We start from the raw sequence: 14,444 nt of genomic DNA on the forward strand, positions 1-14,444 counted from the left end.
CATGCCTGCCGGTGATGCAACGGGCCGGGACCCGTTCACGGCCGATATTTCCCGTTTTGTCTGGCAAACCAAATACCGGCAGCAGGCTCGCGGCCGGCCTGTGGATAACTCTATCGAGGATACCTGGCGCCGGGTGGCCGGTGCACTGGCCAGTGTCGAGCCCGGCGGCCAGCACCGCTGGGCGGCACGCTTCTACCGCAACCTGGAGGGCTTCCGCTTCTTGCCCGGCGGTCGCATTCTCGCGGGCGCCGGCACTGCCCGCGACGTCACCCTGTTCAACTGCTTTGTGATGGGGTCCATCGAGGACTCCATCGAGGCCATCTTCGAGCGGCTCAAGGAATCTGCCCTGACCATGCAGCAGGGCGGCGGGATCGGCTGCGACTTCTCCACCCTGCGGCCCGCGGGAACTATTGCCCGGCATACCGGCACCATTGCCTCGGGACCGGTTTCCTTTATGCGTATCTGGGACAGTATGTGCGCGACCCTGCTTTCCACCGGCAGCCGCCGGGGCGCAATGATGGCCACCCTGCGCTGCGACCACCCGGATATCGAGCAGTTCGTGGACGCCAAGCGCGATCCACGGGAATTGCGGCACTTCAATGTATCGGTGCTGGCCAGCGATGAATTCATGCAGGCGGTGGAGAACGACAGCGACTGGCCACTGGTATTCCCCCGGGCACAGCTGGATGACGGCGCGGGCGAGACGGTCATGCGCCAGTGGAGCGGCACCGCCGGCCCGGTTCCTTGCCGGGTCCTCAGGTCCGTGAACGCACGAGGGCTGTGGCAACGGATCATGCGCGCCACCTACGACTGTGCCGAGCCGGGGGTATTGTTCGTCGACAGGATCAATGGCGACAACAACCTGTATTACCGCGAACAGATCAACGCCACCAACCCCTGTGGGGAAATTCCGTTGCCCGCTTTCGGCGCCTGCGACCTGGGCTCGGTAAACCTGCTGGCGTTCGTGCAGAACCCCCTGACACCCAATGCCCAACTGGACTGGCAGGGCATTGCCGATTGCGCAACCGTGGGGGTGCGGATGCTGGATAACGTAATAGACCTCTCCCGCTACCCGCTGCCGGCGCTGGAGCAGCAGGCCAGGGGCAGCCGGCGTATCGGCCTGGGTATTACCGGGCTGGCCGATGCCCTGATCGCGCTGGGCCTGCACTACGACAGCGATGACGCCCGCGAACTGGCGGGAAGGGTGATGTGCCTGTTGCGGGACAGCGCCTACAGGGCCTCGGTGGCCCTGGCGGAGGATAAGGGCCAGTTCCCGTTTTTCGATGCCGCCGCCTATAGCCGGGCCAAGTTTGTGCGCGGGTTGCCTGTGGGACTGCAGGAAGAGATTGGTGAGCGTTATATCCGCAACAGCCACCTGCTGGCGATTGCACCGACGGGAACAATCAGCCTGCTGGCCAACGGCGTCTCCAGCGGGGTGGAGCCGGTGTTCGATTTCCGCCACCGGCGCAAGGTACTGACGGCGAGCGGCGATTACCGCGAATTTGAGATCTGTGACCCGGTCTACCGCCTGTGGCTCGACCGCCATGGTGGGCACGGGGAGTCGGCTGCGCTGCCGCCGGAGTTTGTTCCTGCCCACAAGCTCTCGCCGGCCGCCCACCTGGCGATGGAGGCGGTGCTGCAGCCTTATGTGGACAACGCCATTTCCAAGACGGTGAATGTCCCGGCCAGCTACCCCTTTGCCCGGTTCGAATCCCTCTACCGGGAGGCGTTCCGGCTGGGGCTGAAGGGCTGCACCACCTACCGCCCCAACGAAATTACCGGCGGCGTCCTGAGCACAACTACTGGCGACGGCGGCGGACCCCATTGCTGCAGCATCGAGCGGGAAGGTGAGTAGTCGGAAAGGTAAAATTTCTCTGTTTTAAGGGAACCTACAGCAGTCAGGTGCGTCTCAAGAGACAGTATTGTTCCCACCCCGTGAGGTTGAACAATCTTCCCTATGCCCCGATACCTCCCCCAAGGTCGGGGCTTTTTTTCACCGGCAGTATGCATTTGCCCGCACAGAGGCACCGGAGGAGAACGATTTCCCGGTATTCAGGGAACAGGGAAACAGGATATGCAGGGGGCGCAGCGGATTATGCTGGCACCAATATGGTGTGGGAAATCCGTTGTTGCGAGCTTACCGTACATATAGAGGTCAGTGAGTAGCTGACGGCGTCGAGACCCCCAAGCGACGCCGGGTGAGAACCCATAGGCGTACCCGTCCCCCTGGGTGCGTCTAGTAAGATGCCCATCCCCAAGGGCATCGACCCCTGGCCGGCAGTCCCCATCTGCCGGCTTTTTTTTGCCTGCCGAACCGGTTTTCCCCACAGGCCTCTTCAGTTTAGCGGATTCTCCGCCACTGCATTGCAAATGATAATTATTATCGTTAACGTTGGGTGTGGTTTTTTGCGAATACAGGGAGGCTCCGTGAAGTATCGTTTTCTATGTGCCGGCCACCGCGCCTGGCTGATGTCGGATTGCCAGCGCGCCGAAAGGTCCATGCTGGGTTGGCTGGAGGAGGGGCAGGGACTGCTGGCCCAGGGAAGCCCGGAGCGGGCTTTGGCGTATTTTGGCTGTGCGTTCGAGCTGGCTGGTTTCCTGCTGCGCGGGGAGCGGCACGGGAGCGTGCGGCACTTCAGTGAATGTGCCCGTTGCCTGCTGGCCGCCGGCTGGCAGCTGGGCGAGCGGGAACTCTGCGGCTGGGTTACCACTGTTACCCGCATGCGGCTGTTGCGGGGTCTTCCCACAGGAGGTGGCAGCCAGGCAGCAGTATCAGGGAGGGACACTGCCGCCAGTGGCGGCGACAGCGGGGGAACGCCAGATGGACTCCTGCACTAGCCCCGCGGACGCGCCGGGATTCCTGGAGCTCCAGGTACGTGAAAAGACCCTGCTGGAGCTGCTGGCCGGGCGCCGGCTGGTAGCGGAAGACCTGCGGGCCCAGACGCCGGGCGCCCGTCGCCAGTTGCGCCGCCTGCTGCTGCAATCGCTGTGCCGCGGACCCGCCGGCAATCCCTAGGCGCCTGCCGGCGGGACCTCTTCTTCCAGTGCCAGCCACTCGGCGAGCTTGCGCTCGAGCTTGTCCAGCCCGGTCTTCTTGGTGCTGGAAAAGATCTGTACCGACACCCCGGTATCCAGGCCCTGTTCCCGCAGGGCCTTCTCCACGGCAAAACGGGTGTTGTTGGCCGGCCCGTTCTTCAGTTTGTCGGCCTTGGTGAGCAGGATGTGGGCTGGCAGGCCGCCGCTTACCGCCCAGGTGAGCATCTGCTGGTCGAACTCTTTCAGCGGCTGGCGGATATCCATCAGCAATACCAGCCCGCGCAGGCACTCCCGGTGCTCGAGGTAAAACGCCAGGTGCCGCTGCCACTCGTCTTTCATCGAGCGGGCGACTTTGGCATAGCCATAACCCGGCAGGTCCACCAGGCGCTGCTGGTCACTGATGCGGAAGAAGTTGATCAGCTGGGTGCGGCCGGGGGTCTTGGAGGTGCGGGCCAGCTTTTTGTTGCCGGTCAGGGCATTGATGGCGCTGGACTTGCCGGCATTGGAGCGCCCGGCAAAGGCGACCTCGGCACCACTGTCCTCGGGACACTCGTCGAGGGTCGGGGCGCTGGTTAAAAATTGAACGTTGCGAAAGTTGATTCGCTCGGGATTGCTGTCAGACATGATTGATCTACCAGATTCGGTACACTCGCTTGGCGCGCAAGTATATAATGCCGCGGTTTACGCGTCGCAGGATTGACTGGGGGCGGCGCGGGGTTCGGTGAAAGCCGGGCCAAATGGCATATTTCAGCGCGCAATGGGACGACGTATGAACAGCATTGTAAAGAACTCCGCCCTGGCCCTGGGGCTTATTCTCGCCGCACCGTTCGTCGCGGCCGAAGGTGACCCGGCCGCGGGCAAGACCAAGGCCGCGCAGTGCGCCGCCTGCCACGGCCCCGACGGCAACAGCCCGGCGTCGGCTTTTCCCAAGATCGCCGGCCTGGGAGAGAAGTACATCCTCAAGCAGCTGATGGACGTGAAGAGCGGTGAGCGCGAGATTCCGCAGATGATCGGCCAGCTGGACAACTTCGACCAGCAGGACCTCGAGGACCTGGCGGCCTACTTCGCCTCCCAGCAGATGCAGCTGTCCGGCGCCGAGCCGGTCTCCGTGATGCTGAACAATGGTGAGAATGTCGACGGCCTGATGCTGGGACGCAAGATTTTCCGCGCCGGCAACCCGCAGACTGGTGTGCCGGCCTGCATGGGCTGTCACTCCCCCACCGGCCAGGGCAACGCGCCGGCGGGATACCCGCGACTGTCCGGTCAGTGGTCTGACTATATCGAGACCCAGCTCAAGGCCTTCCGTTCCGGCGAGCGCGCCAACGATGGCGAGACCCGGGTCATGCGCTCCGTGGCGAGCCAGCTGTCCGATGCCGAGATCACGGCGGTGGCCCACTACCTGGCGGGCCTGACCGACGGCAACTGATCTGTCGCAACAATCATCCAAAAAGGCCGGGTTTATCCCGGCCTTTTTGCGTTTGGTCCCGTGGATCTTGCACCGGCGCGCCGGAACTTCAATAATCGGGGCTGATCAAAGTTTTACCACCGGCGCTTGCCGGGAGAATAATGATGGAGAACGCCATGCGAGCAGTTGCCGCCCCCTTTACCCTGATCCTGACACTGTTGCTCAGCCTGTCGGCTTGTGCCCAGGACAACGGCCAGTTCAAGGCCGGCCAGCACTACCAGGTACTGCCCCAGGCGGTGCCGCAGAGCGATGAAGACAAGATCCAGGTGACCGAGCTGTTCTGGTATGGCTGCGGCCACTGCTACCACTTCGAGCCGATCCTCAACAAGTGGAAGTCGGACATGCCGGCAGACGTGGCGCTGGACAAGATCCCGGCCATCTGGCAACCGGTGATGGAGGTGCATGCGCGCCTGTATTATGTGGCTGACGCCATGGGCGTGCTGGACAAGATGCACCAGCCGATTTTCAATGCCATCAACAACCAGCGCCAGATGTTCGCCAACCGCGATGGCCGCGAGTGGAATCCCGACATGGACGCCATCGAGGAGCTGTTCAATGAGCACGGCGCCGACGGTGCCAAGGCGGTCAAGCTGATGAACTCCTTCGCCATCAACAGCAAGGTCAAGCAGGGCATGGCCAACCAGCGGGCCTACCAGCTGAGCGGCACCCCGGAAGTTGTGGTCGCGGGCAAGTACCGCATCAGCTCCTCCCTGCCGGGTTTCAAGGGCAAGAGCAATGGCCAGCAGCTGATGCTGGAAGTAGCGGATTACCTGATCGAGAAAGAGCGCGCCAATCGCGGCTGATCGAAGACAATCGCTGAAAAAACCCCGCCAAGTGCGGGGTTTTTTTATGGGTTGCCCCCCGTCCACTCCCTGTCGCCTCCCGCGCCACTCCCCCCAGTTGCCCCACACCCGACCTGTCGGGTGGACTACAGCGAGCACCGCTGGTGGCGGTGAAATGAATATTTTTGATGCTTCCCCTGCCACTGTTGGTTTTTACGTCTAGCCTTGAGTGAAAGGGACGTGAAAAAGCGCGCAGATGCACTTTTTCATGCCGGCGGAACCAACACCAGCGCCGGCCAGGAAAACCGGCAGCTGGCGGACCCGATTGCCCCACTGCCAGACATTGGTCAGCAGTAGTCGAGTTGCGCATGAAGTTGTTGCGTCACCTTTTGCCCGCGAATCCTCTTTCCCACTTCCTTCCAGCCTGCGCGATGACAATGGCGCTGGCGTTCCTCCTGTCCTTCCCGGCCGTCTCATCCGCGGAGGTCTCCCAGCGCGAATGGGCCGGTAACTGGCTGGTGGTCGGCGAGGGCGATGCCCAGCTGGTCTGGCAGCTGCACGCCGACGGCTCCGGTTATGCCTACGGTTTCCAGCCCGGCGGGGAGCTCTCCCATGGCTTCGCCATCAGCTGGACACTCCAGGGCGACCGGGTGCGGGTGCGAACCGGTGCGGCGGTACGCTGCAGTGGCGGTGTGGTGGATGTGGCCTTTACCGGCTGGAGCCCCGTGACCCTAGACTTCGCAGTACTGGATGGACGCCATTGGCGCCAGCACGGCGGCGGGTTGCTGAGCTTCCAGCGCCGCCTGCAGGACTGGGAGACCCCCACGGCCGGCAACGAGTGCCCCAGGCTGAATAGCTAGGGGCATCCAGCAGGACCGGTGCGGCAGAGCCCGCCGGTCCCCTCCTCAGGGATGAGTAAAGCGACTGACTGGAGAACAGCTGTAATGCAGCGGCGCTTTATTCCCGCAGTAGCCCTGGCTCTCTTGGCCGGGTGGACCGTGTCCGGGGTCGCCCGGGCACAGCCTGAATCAGATGAAGCCCCCGACGGGGACGGCTGGGGCTGGGACGTGGAATCCCGGCTCGAGGCGGACCAGTGGGTGGGCGACTGGCTGATTTCCCGCGACGGCGAGGCACGCCATGTATGGAGCCTGCAAGCCGATGGCACGGGTCGCTCCTACGCCTTTGTCCAGCGCAGCAACGGCGATATGCGCTTCGCCTACGGCTACGACATCCAGTGGTATTTCGACCCGTTCACGCAGATGGCCAACATTCGCACCGAGCGGCGTATCGTCTGCCGTGGTGGCAAGCTGTATCCCTACTTCCTCACCCTCAAATCCTACGAAAGCGATTACGCGGTGCGTGGCAAGTACGCGTGGCAGACCACCTGGACCGAGGCCAGTATCGGCGAAAACAACCTGCACAAATCCCTCATCGTGTTTGTTACCCCGCTGTCGGGCTGGCACAACCCGCGGAAGGACGCGCCCTGCCCGGACTTTCCCAGCATCGAGCTGGAACAGGATATCGACCGGGCACTGGACCGCTGGGCCAGGGATGCGGAGCGGGCCCGGGTGAGTGCCGAGAGCGCAGAGGATGTCACGCCATCCGCGGACGAGCCGGATATAGAGGGGGAATCATTCAGCAACTGATGGCCGCCCCAACGATGGCGGCCGCCATACCAACCAGACCGGGAGTGACTCGATGTATGAACGCCACCATAGGGCTGGAAAAGCTGCTGCGCAGCTGTGAACCGCAGTTGCACGGCAGCGACTGTGTCTTCTGTACCCTGAGCGCGGAGCAGCTGCCCCTGCTGGCCGGCCAGTGCCTGTTACTGGTCAGTGAGCGGGACGGCTACAGCGCGATACTGCCGCGGGAACTCGCCGAGCGCGAGGGTATCCCGGTGGACGCACCCCTGTGCCAGATCACCCTGCGCCAGCGAGGCGGGCCGGTGTTGCCGGGCCTGCTGGCTGCCCTTGCCGGTGAGCTGGACGGTGCGCGCATCAGCGCCCGTATCACCTCGACACCGCGGGGCCATCACCTGTTTGTCCCGCAGGCGCAGGCCCAGGACACACTCATGCTGTTGCGGGGAATCGGCAACCGGGCACACTACTGTTAGCGCTTGCCCGGTTCGCCGGCCGGCTATGCAGATTGACTATCCGCTGGTGCAACCCCACGGCGAAATCCGCCGGCTGTTACCGGATATTTTTTATATTCCCGGGACGGCCCAGCTGGCGCCCGCCACTGCCGTGAATCGCAACATGGCCATTGTCCGTTGCGGCGATGAGCTGGTGCTGGTCAACCCGGTGCGCCTGCGCCCCGCGCAGGAGGAAAAACTCGAGGACCTGGGCCATATCCGCCATGCGGTGCGCCTGGGCTATTTCCACGGCTGTGACGACCTCTACTATCGCGACCGTTTCAACCTGACCTTCTGGTGCCAGCCGCACTCGGACTACTATCCCGCACCCGCCGCAGACGCGCTGGTGGAGGAGGGTGGCGAGTGCCCGGTGCCGGGTGGGCAGTTCTTCGAGTTTACCCGCGGCCGCCATCCTGAGGCGGCGTTGCTGGTACCGGGCTGTGGCGGCCTGTTGCTGACCTGCGATGCGCTGCAGTACTGGACATCCTGGTGTGGTTGCAACTGGTGCGGCCGCAACCTGCTTCGACTGGCCGGCTTCCGCCAGGGCATGCAGGTGGCACCCACCTGGTGCCGCCGCATGGCGCCCGAGGGCATGGATCCGGTGCGCTGGTTGCGGGCGGATTTCGAACGCCTGCTGGAGCTGCCATTCCTCCACTTTATTGCCGCCCACGGCGATTTCTGTCCCGATAATGCCCACGAGGAAGTGGCCGCTGCAGTGGACAGGCGGTTTGCCCGGCACTGACCCCGGCGACGAGTCGCCGAATTATTTTCCCGGTATGTGCGTCAATACGCTGCGATGACCCGGAACCGGTTGGCAATACCGCCGGAATGGATCGTGGTAACCTTGCTGGCGTATAAGAAGTCATTCCGCCGGTGCCCGGTGCGCCATGGTCACTGCTGGCGGGCACCTTTCAACGCTGGACAAGAACCTGACGATGAGACTCACCAACCTGCTCGGTGCCCTGGCTGTGGGCGCCCTTGCTGCCTGCGCCACCATCCCACCACCGCTGCCGCAGGCGGATGTGGAGCATATCCGCCAACAACTGGAATACCTGGCTGCGGATGAGCTGGCCGGGCGCGAGACCGGCACGCCGGGCTATCGCCAGTCGGCGGAATATGTCGCCGGTCAATTCCGCGCCCTCGGGCTGCAGCCGGCCGGGGGAGAGGACTTCCTGCAGGAGGTGCCGTTCCGCCGGGCCAGCTGGGACGGCCGCGAGCCGACCCTGGTACTGCAGGGCCGCGACGGCGACATCACTTTCAGGTTCGGTGAGGATTTTGTGGCCTCGCCGCCCACGACCGCAGAGAGAACCGCCATCGCTGCCGGGCTGGTGTTCGTGGGCTTTGGTATCGACGCACCGGAGTACGGTATCGATGATTACGCCGGCCTGGATGTGAGCGGCAAGATCGTGGTGATCCTGTCCGGCCGCCCCTCCAGCCTGCCCAGCGAAGTGGGTGCCCACTACGCGTCTTCCCGCACCAAGCGCCAGACCGCCGCGCGCCACGGCGCCGTGGGTTACATGACCCTCAATACGCCTCAGCGGGAAAAGCGCTCACCCTTCGCCCGTGCGGTAGAGCACCGGGAGGATGCCAGCTTTGACTGGATCGGCGCCGATGATATGCCCGGCAATGCCATTCCCGGCCTGCACCCCGGCGTCTACCTGGATATGCCCGCTGGCCGCCAGCTGTTTATGGGCGCCGAGCGCAGCCTGGATACCGTATTTACTGAGGTTGCCAATGGCCTGGCGCCGCGTGGCTTCCCATTGCCCTACCGCGCCTCCCTGACCAGTGGCGCGCGCCACGAGCAAGTTCTCAGTCCCAATGTGGTGGCGGTGCTGCCGGGCAGCGATCCCGAGCTGAAGGACGAGTATGTGGTGTTTTCCGCGCACCTGGATCACCTGGGCAAAGACGCGGAGGGGCGCGTGGTCAACGGCGCACAGGACAATGCCGCCGGCATCGCCATCATGCTGGAGACGGCGCGACTGTTTATCGAATCCGGCCGTGCGCCGCGGCGTTCGCTGATGTTTGTGGCGGTGACCGCCGAGGAAAAAGGCCTGCTGGGTTCCGACTACTTTGCCCAGCACCCGCCGGTGCCGCCGCGCGCCATGGTGGCGAATATCAACCTTGATATGCCGATGCTGCTGTACCCGTTCCGGGACATCATCGCCTTCGGCGCCGAGCATTCCTCACTGGGCCAGACCACTGCGCGCGCCGCGGCCCGCGCGGGCCTCAAGCTGAGCCCGGACCCGATGCCGGAACAGGTGATTTTCGTGCGCAGCGATCATTACAGTTTCGTGCGCCAGGGGGTTCCCGCCATCTACCTGATCACCGGGCGCGAGGCACAGGATCCGGCAGCCGACGGCACTGCAATGCAGAACCGGTTCCTGCGCGAGCGTTACCACAAGCACACCGATGAGGCCGACGCCCAGGTGGATTACGTGGCCGCGCAGCAGTTCGCCCGGGTCAATTACGCCATTGCCCGCGAGGTGGCCGACGCGGACCGCAAACCGCGCTGGTACGAGGGGGATTTCTTCGGCGAGTTGTTCGCCCCCGGGGGTTGAACCACGCTGCAGATCAACTGCGCACTACCACCGCGGTGCGCAGTCGCTCCCTTCCAAACACGGACATGCGGGCAAAATCCTCGCGGGCAATGGGCAGGTAACTGCTATCCAGCTGGTCCCAGAGCTCATCACAGTCGGGATCGTGCACGTACAGGCACTGTTCATCCATACCCACCAGCGTTACCCAGTGGGGCACCTTTTTGCCGTCGAGCCGATAGGTGCTGACCAGCATTAACACCAGTGCACCTGCTTCCAGCCACTGCTGCAGCTGGTCCTGGGTGAATTCCTCCGGTACCACCTGCATGCCGGCGGCAGTCGCTGCCGCGCGGAAATCCGCATCCACCTGGCTGATCACTTTCTTTTTCCCGGGCGCTCGCACACTGTCGATAAACAGCGGACCCTCCCGATTCAGGTACACAGAGGCGTCGAAGCCCCGCGCGCGCAGTGCCAGCCCCAGGCCCACCGGGTGGCAGCCACCGTGGCCGGAGGTCATGAAAATGGTGGTGGCCTCCCGCCACAGGGCCAGTTCCTCGCTAACAGAGGGGTCATAGCTGCTGTCCAGGGCTGCCATGGCCATCATGGCGGCAGCCGGGCCACAGGTGAAATCCGTCGTCTGCCGGTACCAGGGCACTGCCAGCCGATGCAGGTTTTCCGGATGGTAGTGGATGCGTTTCTGCATGCGCAGGGCATGGCTGTCATCCTGGTAATAGTTGCGGTAGCGGCCGAAGGCGCGGTAACCCAGTGCCTGGTACAGCGCGATCGCGGCCTGGTTATGTTCGGCAACTTCCAGGCGCATGAAAAAGCGACCACTGTCACTGGCAGCCTTTTCCACCGCTGATACCAGGTGGCTGCCAATACCCTGGCCGCGGGCGCTACTGGCTACTGCCAGCGAATAGAGCCGTGCCAGCCGGGTACCGCGACGCAAAATGACCAGCGCGTAGCCGAGCAGAGACGTGTCCCGTTCCGCCAGCAGGAACACACAATTGTCGGCCATTACCCAGTGACGCAGGCGTCGCCGGCTGAGTCGGTCGCGGGCAAAGGCGGCCTGCTCGAGGTCGTGCAGGGCCGCCACGTCGGCGGGCATCGCGGGCCGGATGACAAGGCCGGTTTTTTCCGGGGCGGGCATAGGGGGGCCTGTCGGCAAGAAGCCGTCAATACCGCGACATTGCGGCTGCGCAACAGTAGCAGAAGCGTCCCGGAAGGGAAGATTCCCCGGTGAAAAAACGCATAAAAAAACCTGTAGGCCGAACTCCGGTTTTCCTCTATCTTTCGCCTGCTGTCCGGCGTCCGCCGGACCCGATCCTGCGAGGCTTTCCTGCCGATGTCCCGGGTACTTATTGTTATCGACCAGCCCAGTGACTGGGCCCCCTATTATCCCAGCGAGCGCGTCATCACTTTTGCCGATTACCTGGCACTAGCTTCCCCCCAGCAGCGGGTTCGGGTGATTAACCTGTGTGGTGACTACCAATACCGCAGTGAGGGCTATTACTGCTCCCTGCTGGCGGAGGCGCGCAGCCACCACGTGCTGCCCAGCGTGCGCAGTCTCAATGACCTGGCGCTGCCGCAACTCTACAAGCTCCAGCTGGGTAGCATCCTGCCGGCGCTGGGCAAGTTGCCGGCACCGGCCGACGGCAGCAGCGAACTGCGGGTCAAGTCGTATTTCGGGCGCTGCCCCGAGCCGGTGTTGCAGCCGCTGGCACGGTTGCTGTTCGATCGTTTTCCCTGTCCGGTGCTGGAAATCCACCTGGTCCGCAACCAGTCCTGGGAAATTGCCGACCTGCACGTCTGTTCCCATCGCGACCTGGACGATGCAGAGGAGACGCTTTTTGCCGAGGCACTGGACGGTTTCAGCAACCAGGTGTGGCGGCCGCGGAAAAAGAGTGAAAGCAGCCGTTATGACCTCGCCATCCTGGTCAACCCGGAGGAATCACTGCCGCCGTCGGATAGCGTTGCCCTGAAGAAATTTGCCAGCGCCGGTCGCGAGCTGGGTTTTGCCGTGGAGATGATTACACCGGCGGACTACATGCGCCTGCCGGAATTCGATGCGCTATTTATCCGCGAGACCACGGCCATTGACCATCACACCTACCGCTTCGCCAAGCGGGCCGAAGCTGAGGGCCTGGTGGTACTCGACGATCCCACCAGCATCCTGCGCTGCACCAACAAAATCTACCTGGCGGACCTGTTCCGCACCCACAGGGTGCCGGCTCCCCGCACCGCTATCCTGCGCCGGGGCGACGAGGCCGGGTTAATGGCGGCAGTGCAGGAGCTGGGCCTGCCGATGGTGATCAAGATCCCGGATGGTTCTTTTTCCCGCGGCGTGGTCAAGGTAAAGAGCGAGGAGGAGCTGCGCGACCGGCTGGGTGAGTTGTTTGCCAAGTCCAGCCTGCTGCTGGCACAGGAGTTCCTGTACACGGAGTTTGACTGGCGTATCGGCGTTCTCAATAACCGGCCGCTGTATGCGTGTCGCTACTATATGGCCAAGAACCACTGGCAGATCTACAACCACGGCGACAAGAAAAACAGCAGTGGCGGCTTCGCCACCCTGCCGACCTTCGAGGTCCCGAAAGCGGTGCTGCAGGCCGCGCTCCGGGCCACCCGCCCGATCGGTAATGGTTTTTACGGCGTCGATGTAAAGGAGTCCGCAGGCAAGGGCTATGTGATCGAGGTCAATGACAATCCCTCGATCGACAGTGGCGTGGAGGACAAGTACCTGGGCAGGGAGTTGTATCGCCAGATCCTGTCGGAGTTTATCCGGCGACTGGAGGCGCGCCGCGTCGGCAGACAGGAAGCCCGGGCCGGACAGGGGATGCCGCTGTAATAAGCTGTAATCCTGTACCAATGAAGCCCATGTTAATCTCCGTGCCGGCTGGCGCTTGTATCAACCAGCCGACCGATAAAAAAATACGCTAAAGGACGAAACATGATTAAGAAAATTGCCTTGGGGGCCTCAATCGCTGCACTGACCCTGGCTACTGGCTGTGCCAGCATTCTCAGCGACAGCAAATACCCGGTAACCATCAGCAGCACGCCCACCGGTGCCAACTTCTCTGTGATCAATGAGGCGGGCCTCGATGTGCATTCCGGTGTAACCCCGGACACCATCACGCTGGACGCTTCTGACGGTTTCTTCTCGTCCGCCAACTACACCGTCAGGTACCAGATGGCCGGTTACAATGAGCAGACCTTCCAGATCAAGGCTGGCATGGACGGCTGGTATATCGGCAACATCCTGCTGGGCGGCCTGATCGGCATGCTGATCGTGGATCCGGCCACCGGTGCCATGTGGAAGCTGCCGGAAACGGCCAATGCCACCCTGCAGCCGCAGACTGCCGCTGCCTCCTCCGAGGACCTGACCATTGCCTCTATCGACCAGGTGCCGGAAGAACTGAAATCCCAGCTGGTACGGGTGAAGTAATCCCGTTACTGCCCGCAGGGGTGGGAACAGTTAGCGAAGCCACCCTCCGGGTGGCTTTTTTATTGGCGGGTTACGCGGCCTGCCGGCACAGCTCCAGCCAGCGCTCGATCCCCGTGCTGCGGTATTTCTGCCGGTGCAGGGCGAAATAGAACTCGCGGCGGAAATCCCGCTGGGGTACCGGCAGCTCAACCAGCGAGCCGCGTTTCAGGGCATCGGTAAGGGATACCCGGGACAGGCAGCTAATCCCCAGTCCCGCTTCAACCGCACGCTTGATGGCTTCGGTGTGCTGTAATTCCAGCAGGATATGCAGCTGGGGAAGCAGCCCCGCCAGCGCACGCTCGAAAGTCTGCCGGGTGCCGGAACCCGGCTCGCGCAGTATCCAGGTGGCGCTGCACAGGTCGGCGTCGCCGAGGGCCTGATGGCCTGCCAGTGGATGGTCCGGCGCGCAGAAGACCACCAGCTCGTCGTCGCGCCAGGGCATCATTTCCAGGTCCGGGTGGTTGAGTTCCCCCTCGATCAGCCCCAGGTCCAGTTCAAAGTTCAGCACGCGCTCGGCGATGGCGGCGGTGTTGGCCACGTCCAGCTCCACCCGGGTACCCGGCTGCTCGGCCATGTAGCGCGCCATGATGCCCGCCGCCAGGTAGTTGCCGATGGTGAGGGTGGCGCCGATCTTGAGCCGCCCAAGGTCGCCGTGGGCGGCCAGCGACTGTTCCAGTTCCCGCGCCCGCTCCAGCAGCTCTTCGGCCCGCGGCCACAGCTGGCGTCCCAGCTCGTTGAGGCGTAGCCGCTTGCCGGTGCGCTCGAACAGGCGCAGCTCGAACTGCTGTTCGAGTTCCTTCAGCGCCGTGGAGGCGGCGGACTGGGACATATTCAGGCTGGCGGCGGCGCGGCTGACATTCTCGTGGTGGGCGCAGGCGAGGAAGACTTCCAGCTGGCGCAGGGAGTAGCGCAAGGCATACCTCCGGGTCGGGATTTCAGTTATCTATTAAATAGATAAGGATTATCGAAATATCCCATTTTGCCAATAGGTATTCCGCAGCTAGAATTCAGGCAT

Annotated in this window: 15 protein-coding genes; 12 read left to right on the forward strand and 3 right to left on the reverse strand. The window is 63.3% G+C overall.

Annotated elements, in window-relative coordinates; all coding sequences use genetic code 11:
* The first annotated feature begins 1 nt into the window (after nt 1).
* From LVD10_RS05935 to LVD10_RS05945, 3 genes are all read left to right on the forward strand, one after another.
* Nucleotides 2-1,855 (forward strand): adenosylcobalamin-dependent ribonucleoside-diphosphate reductase, encoded by a 1,854-nt coding sequence (locus LVD10_RS05935; protein WP_232940430.1) that lies wholly within the window; start codon nt 2-4, stop codon nt 1,853-1,855.
* A 572-nt stretch (nt 1,856-2,427) separates the two neighbouring features.
* A complete protein-coding gene (locus LVD10_RS05940; RefSeq protein WP_232940432.1) occupies nt 2,428-2,838 on the forward strand; it encodes a hypothetical protein in 411 nt (136 codons plus the stop codon).
* Complete coding sequence (locus LVD10_RS05945; RefSeq protein WP_237062402.1) at nt 2,822-3,016, forward strand: hypothetical protein; 195 nt, start codon at nt 2,822-2,824, stop codon at nt 3,014-3,016. Before LVD10_RS05940 ends, LVD10_RS05945 begins: the two co-directional genes overlap by 17 nt.
* On the opposite strand, the gene yihA is transcribed toward LVD10_RS05945, so the two are convergent.
* Entirely contained in the window at nt 3,013-3,660 is a 648-nt protein-coding gene (gene yihA / locus LVD10_RS05950) for a ribosome biogenesis GTP-binding protein YihA/YsxC (protein WP_232940434.1), read from the reverse strand. The two genes, LVD10_RS05945 and yihA, sit on opposite strands and share 4 nt — an antisense overlap.
* 145 nt (nt 3,661-3,805) lie before the next feature.
* Here yihA and LVD10_RS05955 point away from each other — a divergent pair, with 145 nt between their 5' ends.
* The 7 genes from LVD10_RS05955 to LVD10_RS05985 all read left to right on the forward strand — a co-directional run bounded on the left by LVD10_RS05955 (nt 3,806) and on the right by LVD10_RS05985 (nt 9,972).
* A complete protein-coding gene (locus LVD10_RS05955) occupies nt 3,806-4,462 on the forward strand; it encodes a c-type cytochrome (RefSeq protein ID WP_232940435.1) in 657 nt (218 codons plus the stop codon).
* Nucleotides 4,463-4,617: 155 nt separating this feature from the next.
* The gene (locus LVD10_RS05960) at nt 4,618-5,304 is read left to right on the forward strand and encodes a thiol:disulfide interchange protein DsbA/DsbL (protein WP_232940436.1); all 687 of its coding nucleotides are present in this window, start codon (nt 4,618-4,620) and stop codon (nt 5,302-5,304) included.
* Between the two features lie 416 nt (nt 5,305-5,720).
* Nucleotides 5,721-6,143 carry a hypothetical protein gene (locus LVD10_RS05965; RefSeq protein ID WP_232940437.1) on the forward strand — a complete coding sequence of 141 codons (423 nt, stop codon included), beginning with the start codon at nt 5,721-5,723 and terminating at the stop codon, nt 6,141-6,143.
* Nucleotides 6,144-6,227: 84 nt separating this feature from the next.
* Complete coding sequence (locus tag LVD10_RS05970) at nt 6,228-6,929, forward strand: hypothetical protein (RefSeq protein WP_232940438.1); 702 nt, start codon at nt 6,228-6,230, stop codon at nt 6,927-6,929.
* Nucleotides 6,930-6,985: 56 nt separating this feature from the next.
* The gene (locus LVD10_RS05975) at nt 6,986-7,396 is read left to right on the forward strand and encodes an ACT domain-containing protein (protein ID WP_232940439.1); all 411 of its coding nucleotides are present in this window, start codon (nt 6,986-6,988) and stop codon (nt 7,394-7,396) included.
* Between the two features lie 25 nt (nt 7,397-7,421).
* On the forward strand, nt 7,422-8,156 hold the full coding sequence (locus tag LVD10_RS05980) for a hypothetical protein (protein ID WP_232940440.1): 735 nt from the start codon (nt 7,422-7,424) through the stop codon (nt 8,154-8,156).
* 193 nt (nt 8,157-8,349) lie between these two features.
* Nucleotides 8,350-9,972: a M28 family metallopeptidase gene (locus LVD10_RS05985; protein WP_237062404.1), complete on the forward strand. Its 1,623-nt coding sequence runs from the start codon at nt 8,350-8,352 to the stop codon at nt 9,970-9,972.
* A gap of 13 nt (nt 9,973-9,985) precedes the next feature.
* On the opposite strand, the gene LVD10_RS05990 is transcribed toward LVD10_RS05985, so the two are convergent.
* Nucleotides 9,986-11,098 carry a GNAT family N-acetyltransferase/peptidase C39 family protein gene (locus tag LVD10_RS05990; RefSeq protein WP_232940443.1) on the reverse strand — a complete coding sequence of 371 codons (1,113 nt, stop codon included), beginning with the start codon at nt 11,096-11,098 and terminating at the stop codon, nt 9,986-9,988.
* Between the two features lie 195 nt (nt 11,099-11,293).
* On the opposite strand from LVD10_RS05990, the gene LVD10_RS05995 reads away from it, so the two are divergent.
* Together LVD10_RS05995 and LVD10_RS06000 are read left to right on the forward strand one after the other, a co-directional pair.
* The gene (locus LVD10_RS05995) at nt 11,294-12,793 is read left to right on the forward strand and encodes a RimK family ATP-grasp domain-containing protein (RefSeq protein ID WP_237062406.1); all 1,500 of its coding nucleotides are present in this window, start codon (nt 11,294-11,296) and stop codon (nt 12,791-12,793) included.
* A gap of 102 nt (nt 12,794-12,895) precedes the next feature.
* Nucleotides 12,896-13,390: a hypothetical protein gene (locus LVD10_RS06000; RefSeq protein WP_232940445.1), complete on the forward strand. Its 495-nt coding sequence runs from the start codon at nt 12,896-12,898 to the stop codon at nt 13,388-13,390.
* Between the two features lie 70 nt (nt 13,391-13,460).
* Here the strand turns inward: LVD10_RS06000 and LVD10_RS06005 are convergent, their stop codons facing one another.
* Nucleotides 13,461-14,342, reverse strand: a complete 882-nt coding sequence (locus LVD10_RS06005; protein WP_232940446.1) for a LysR family transcriptional regulator — start codon at nt 14,340-14,342, stop codon at nt 13,461-13,463.
* Nucleotides 14,343-14,444 lie beyond the last annotated feature (102 nt).

It is taken from the genome of Microbulbifer zhoushanensis, assembly GCF_021729055.1.
In the GTDB taxonomy this organism is placed as follows: Bacteria; Pseudomonadota; Gammaproteobacteria; order Pseudomonadales; family Cellvibrionaceae; genus Microbulbifer; species Microbulbifer zhoushanensis.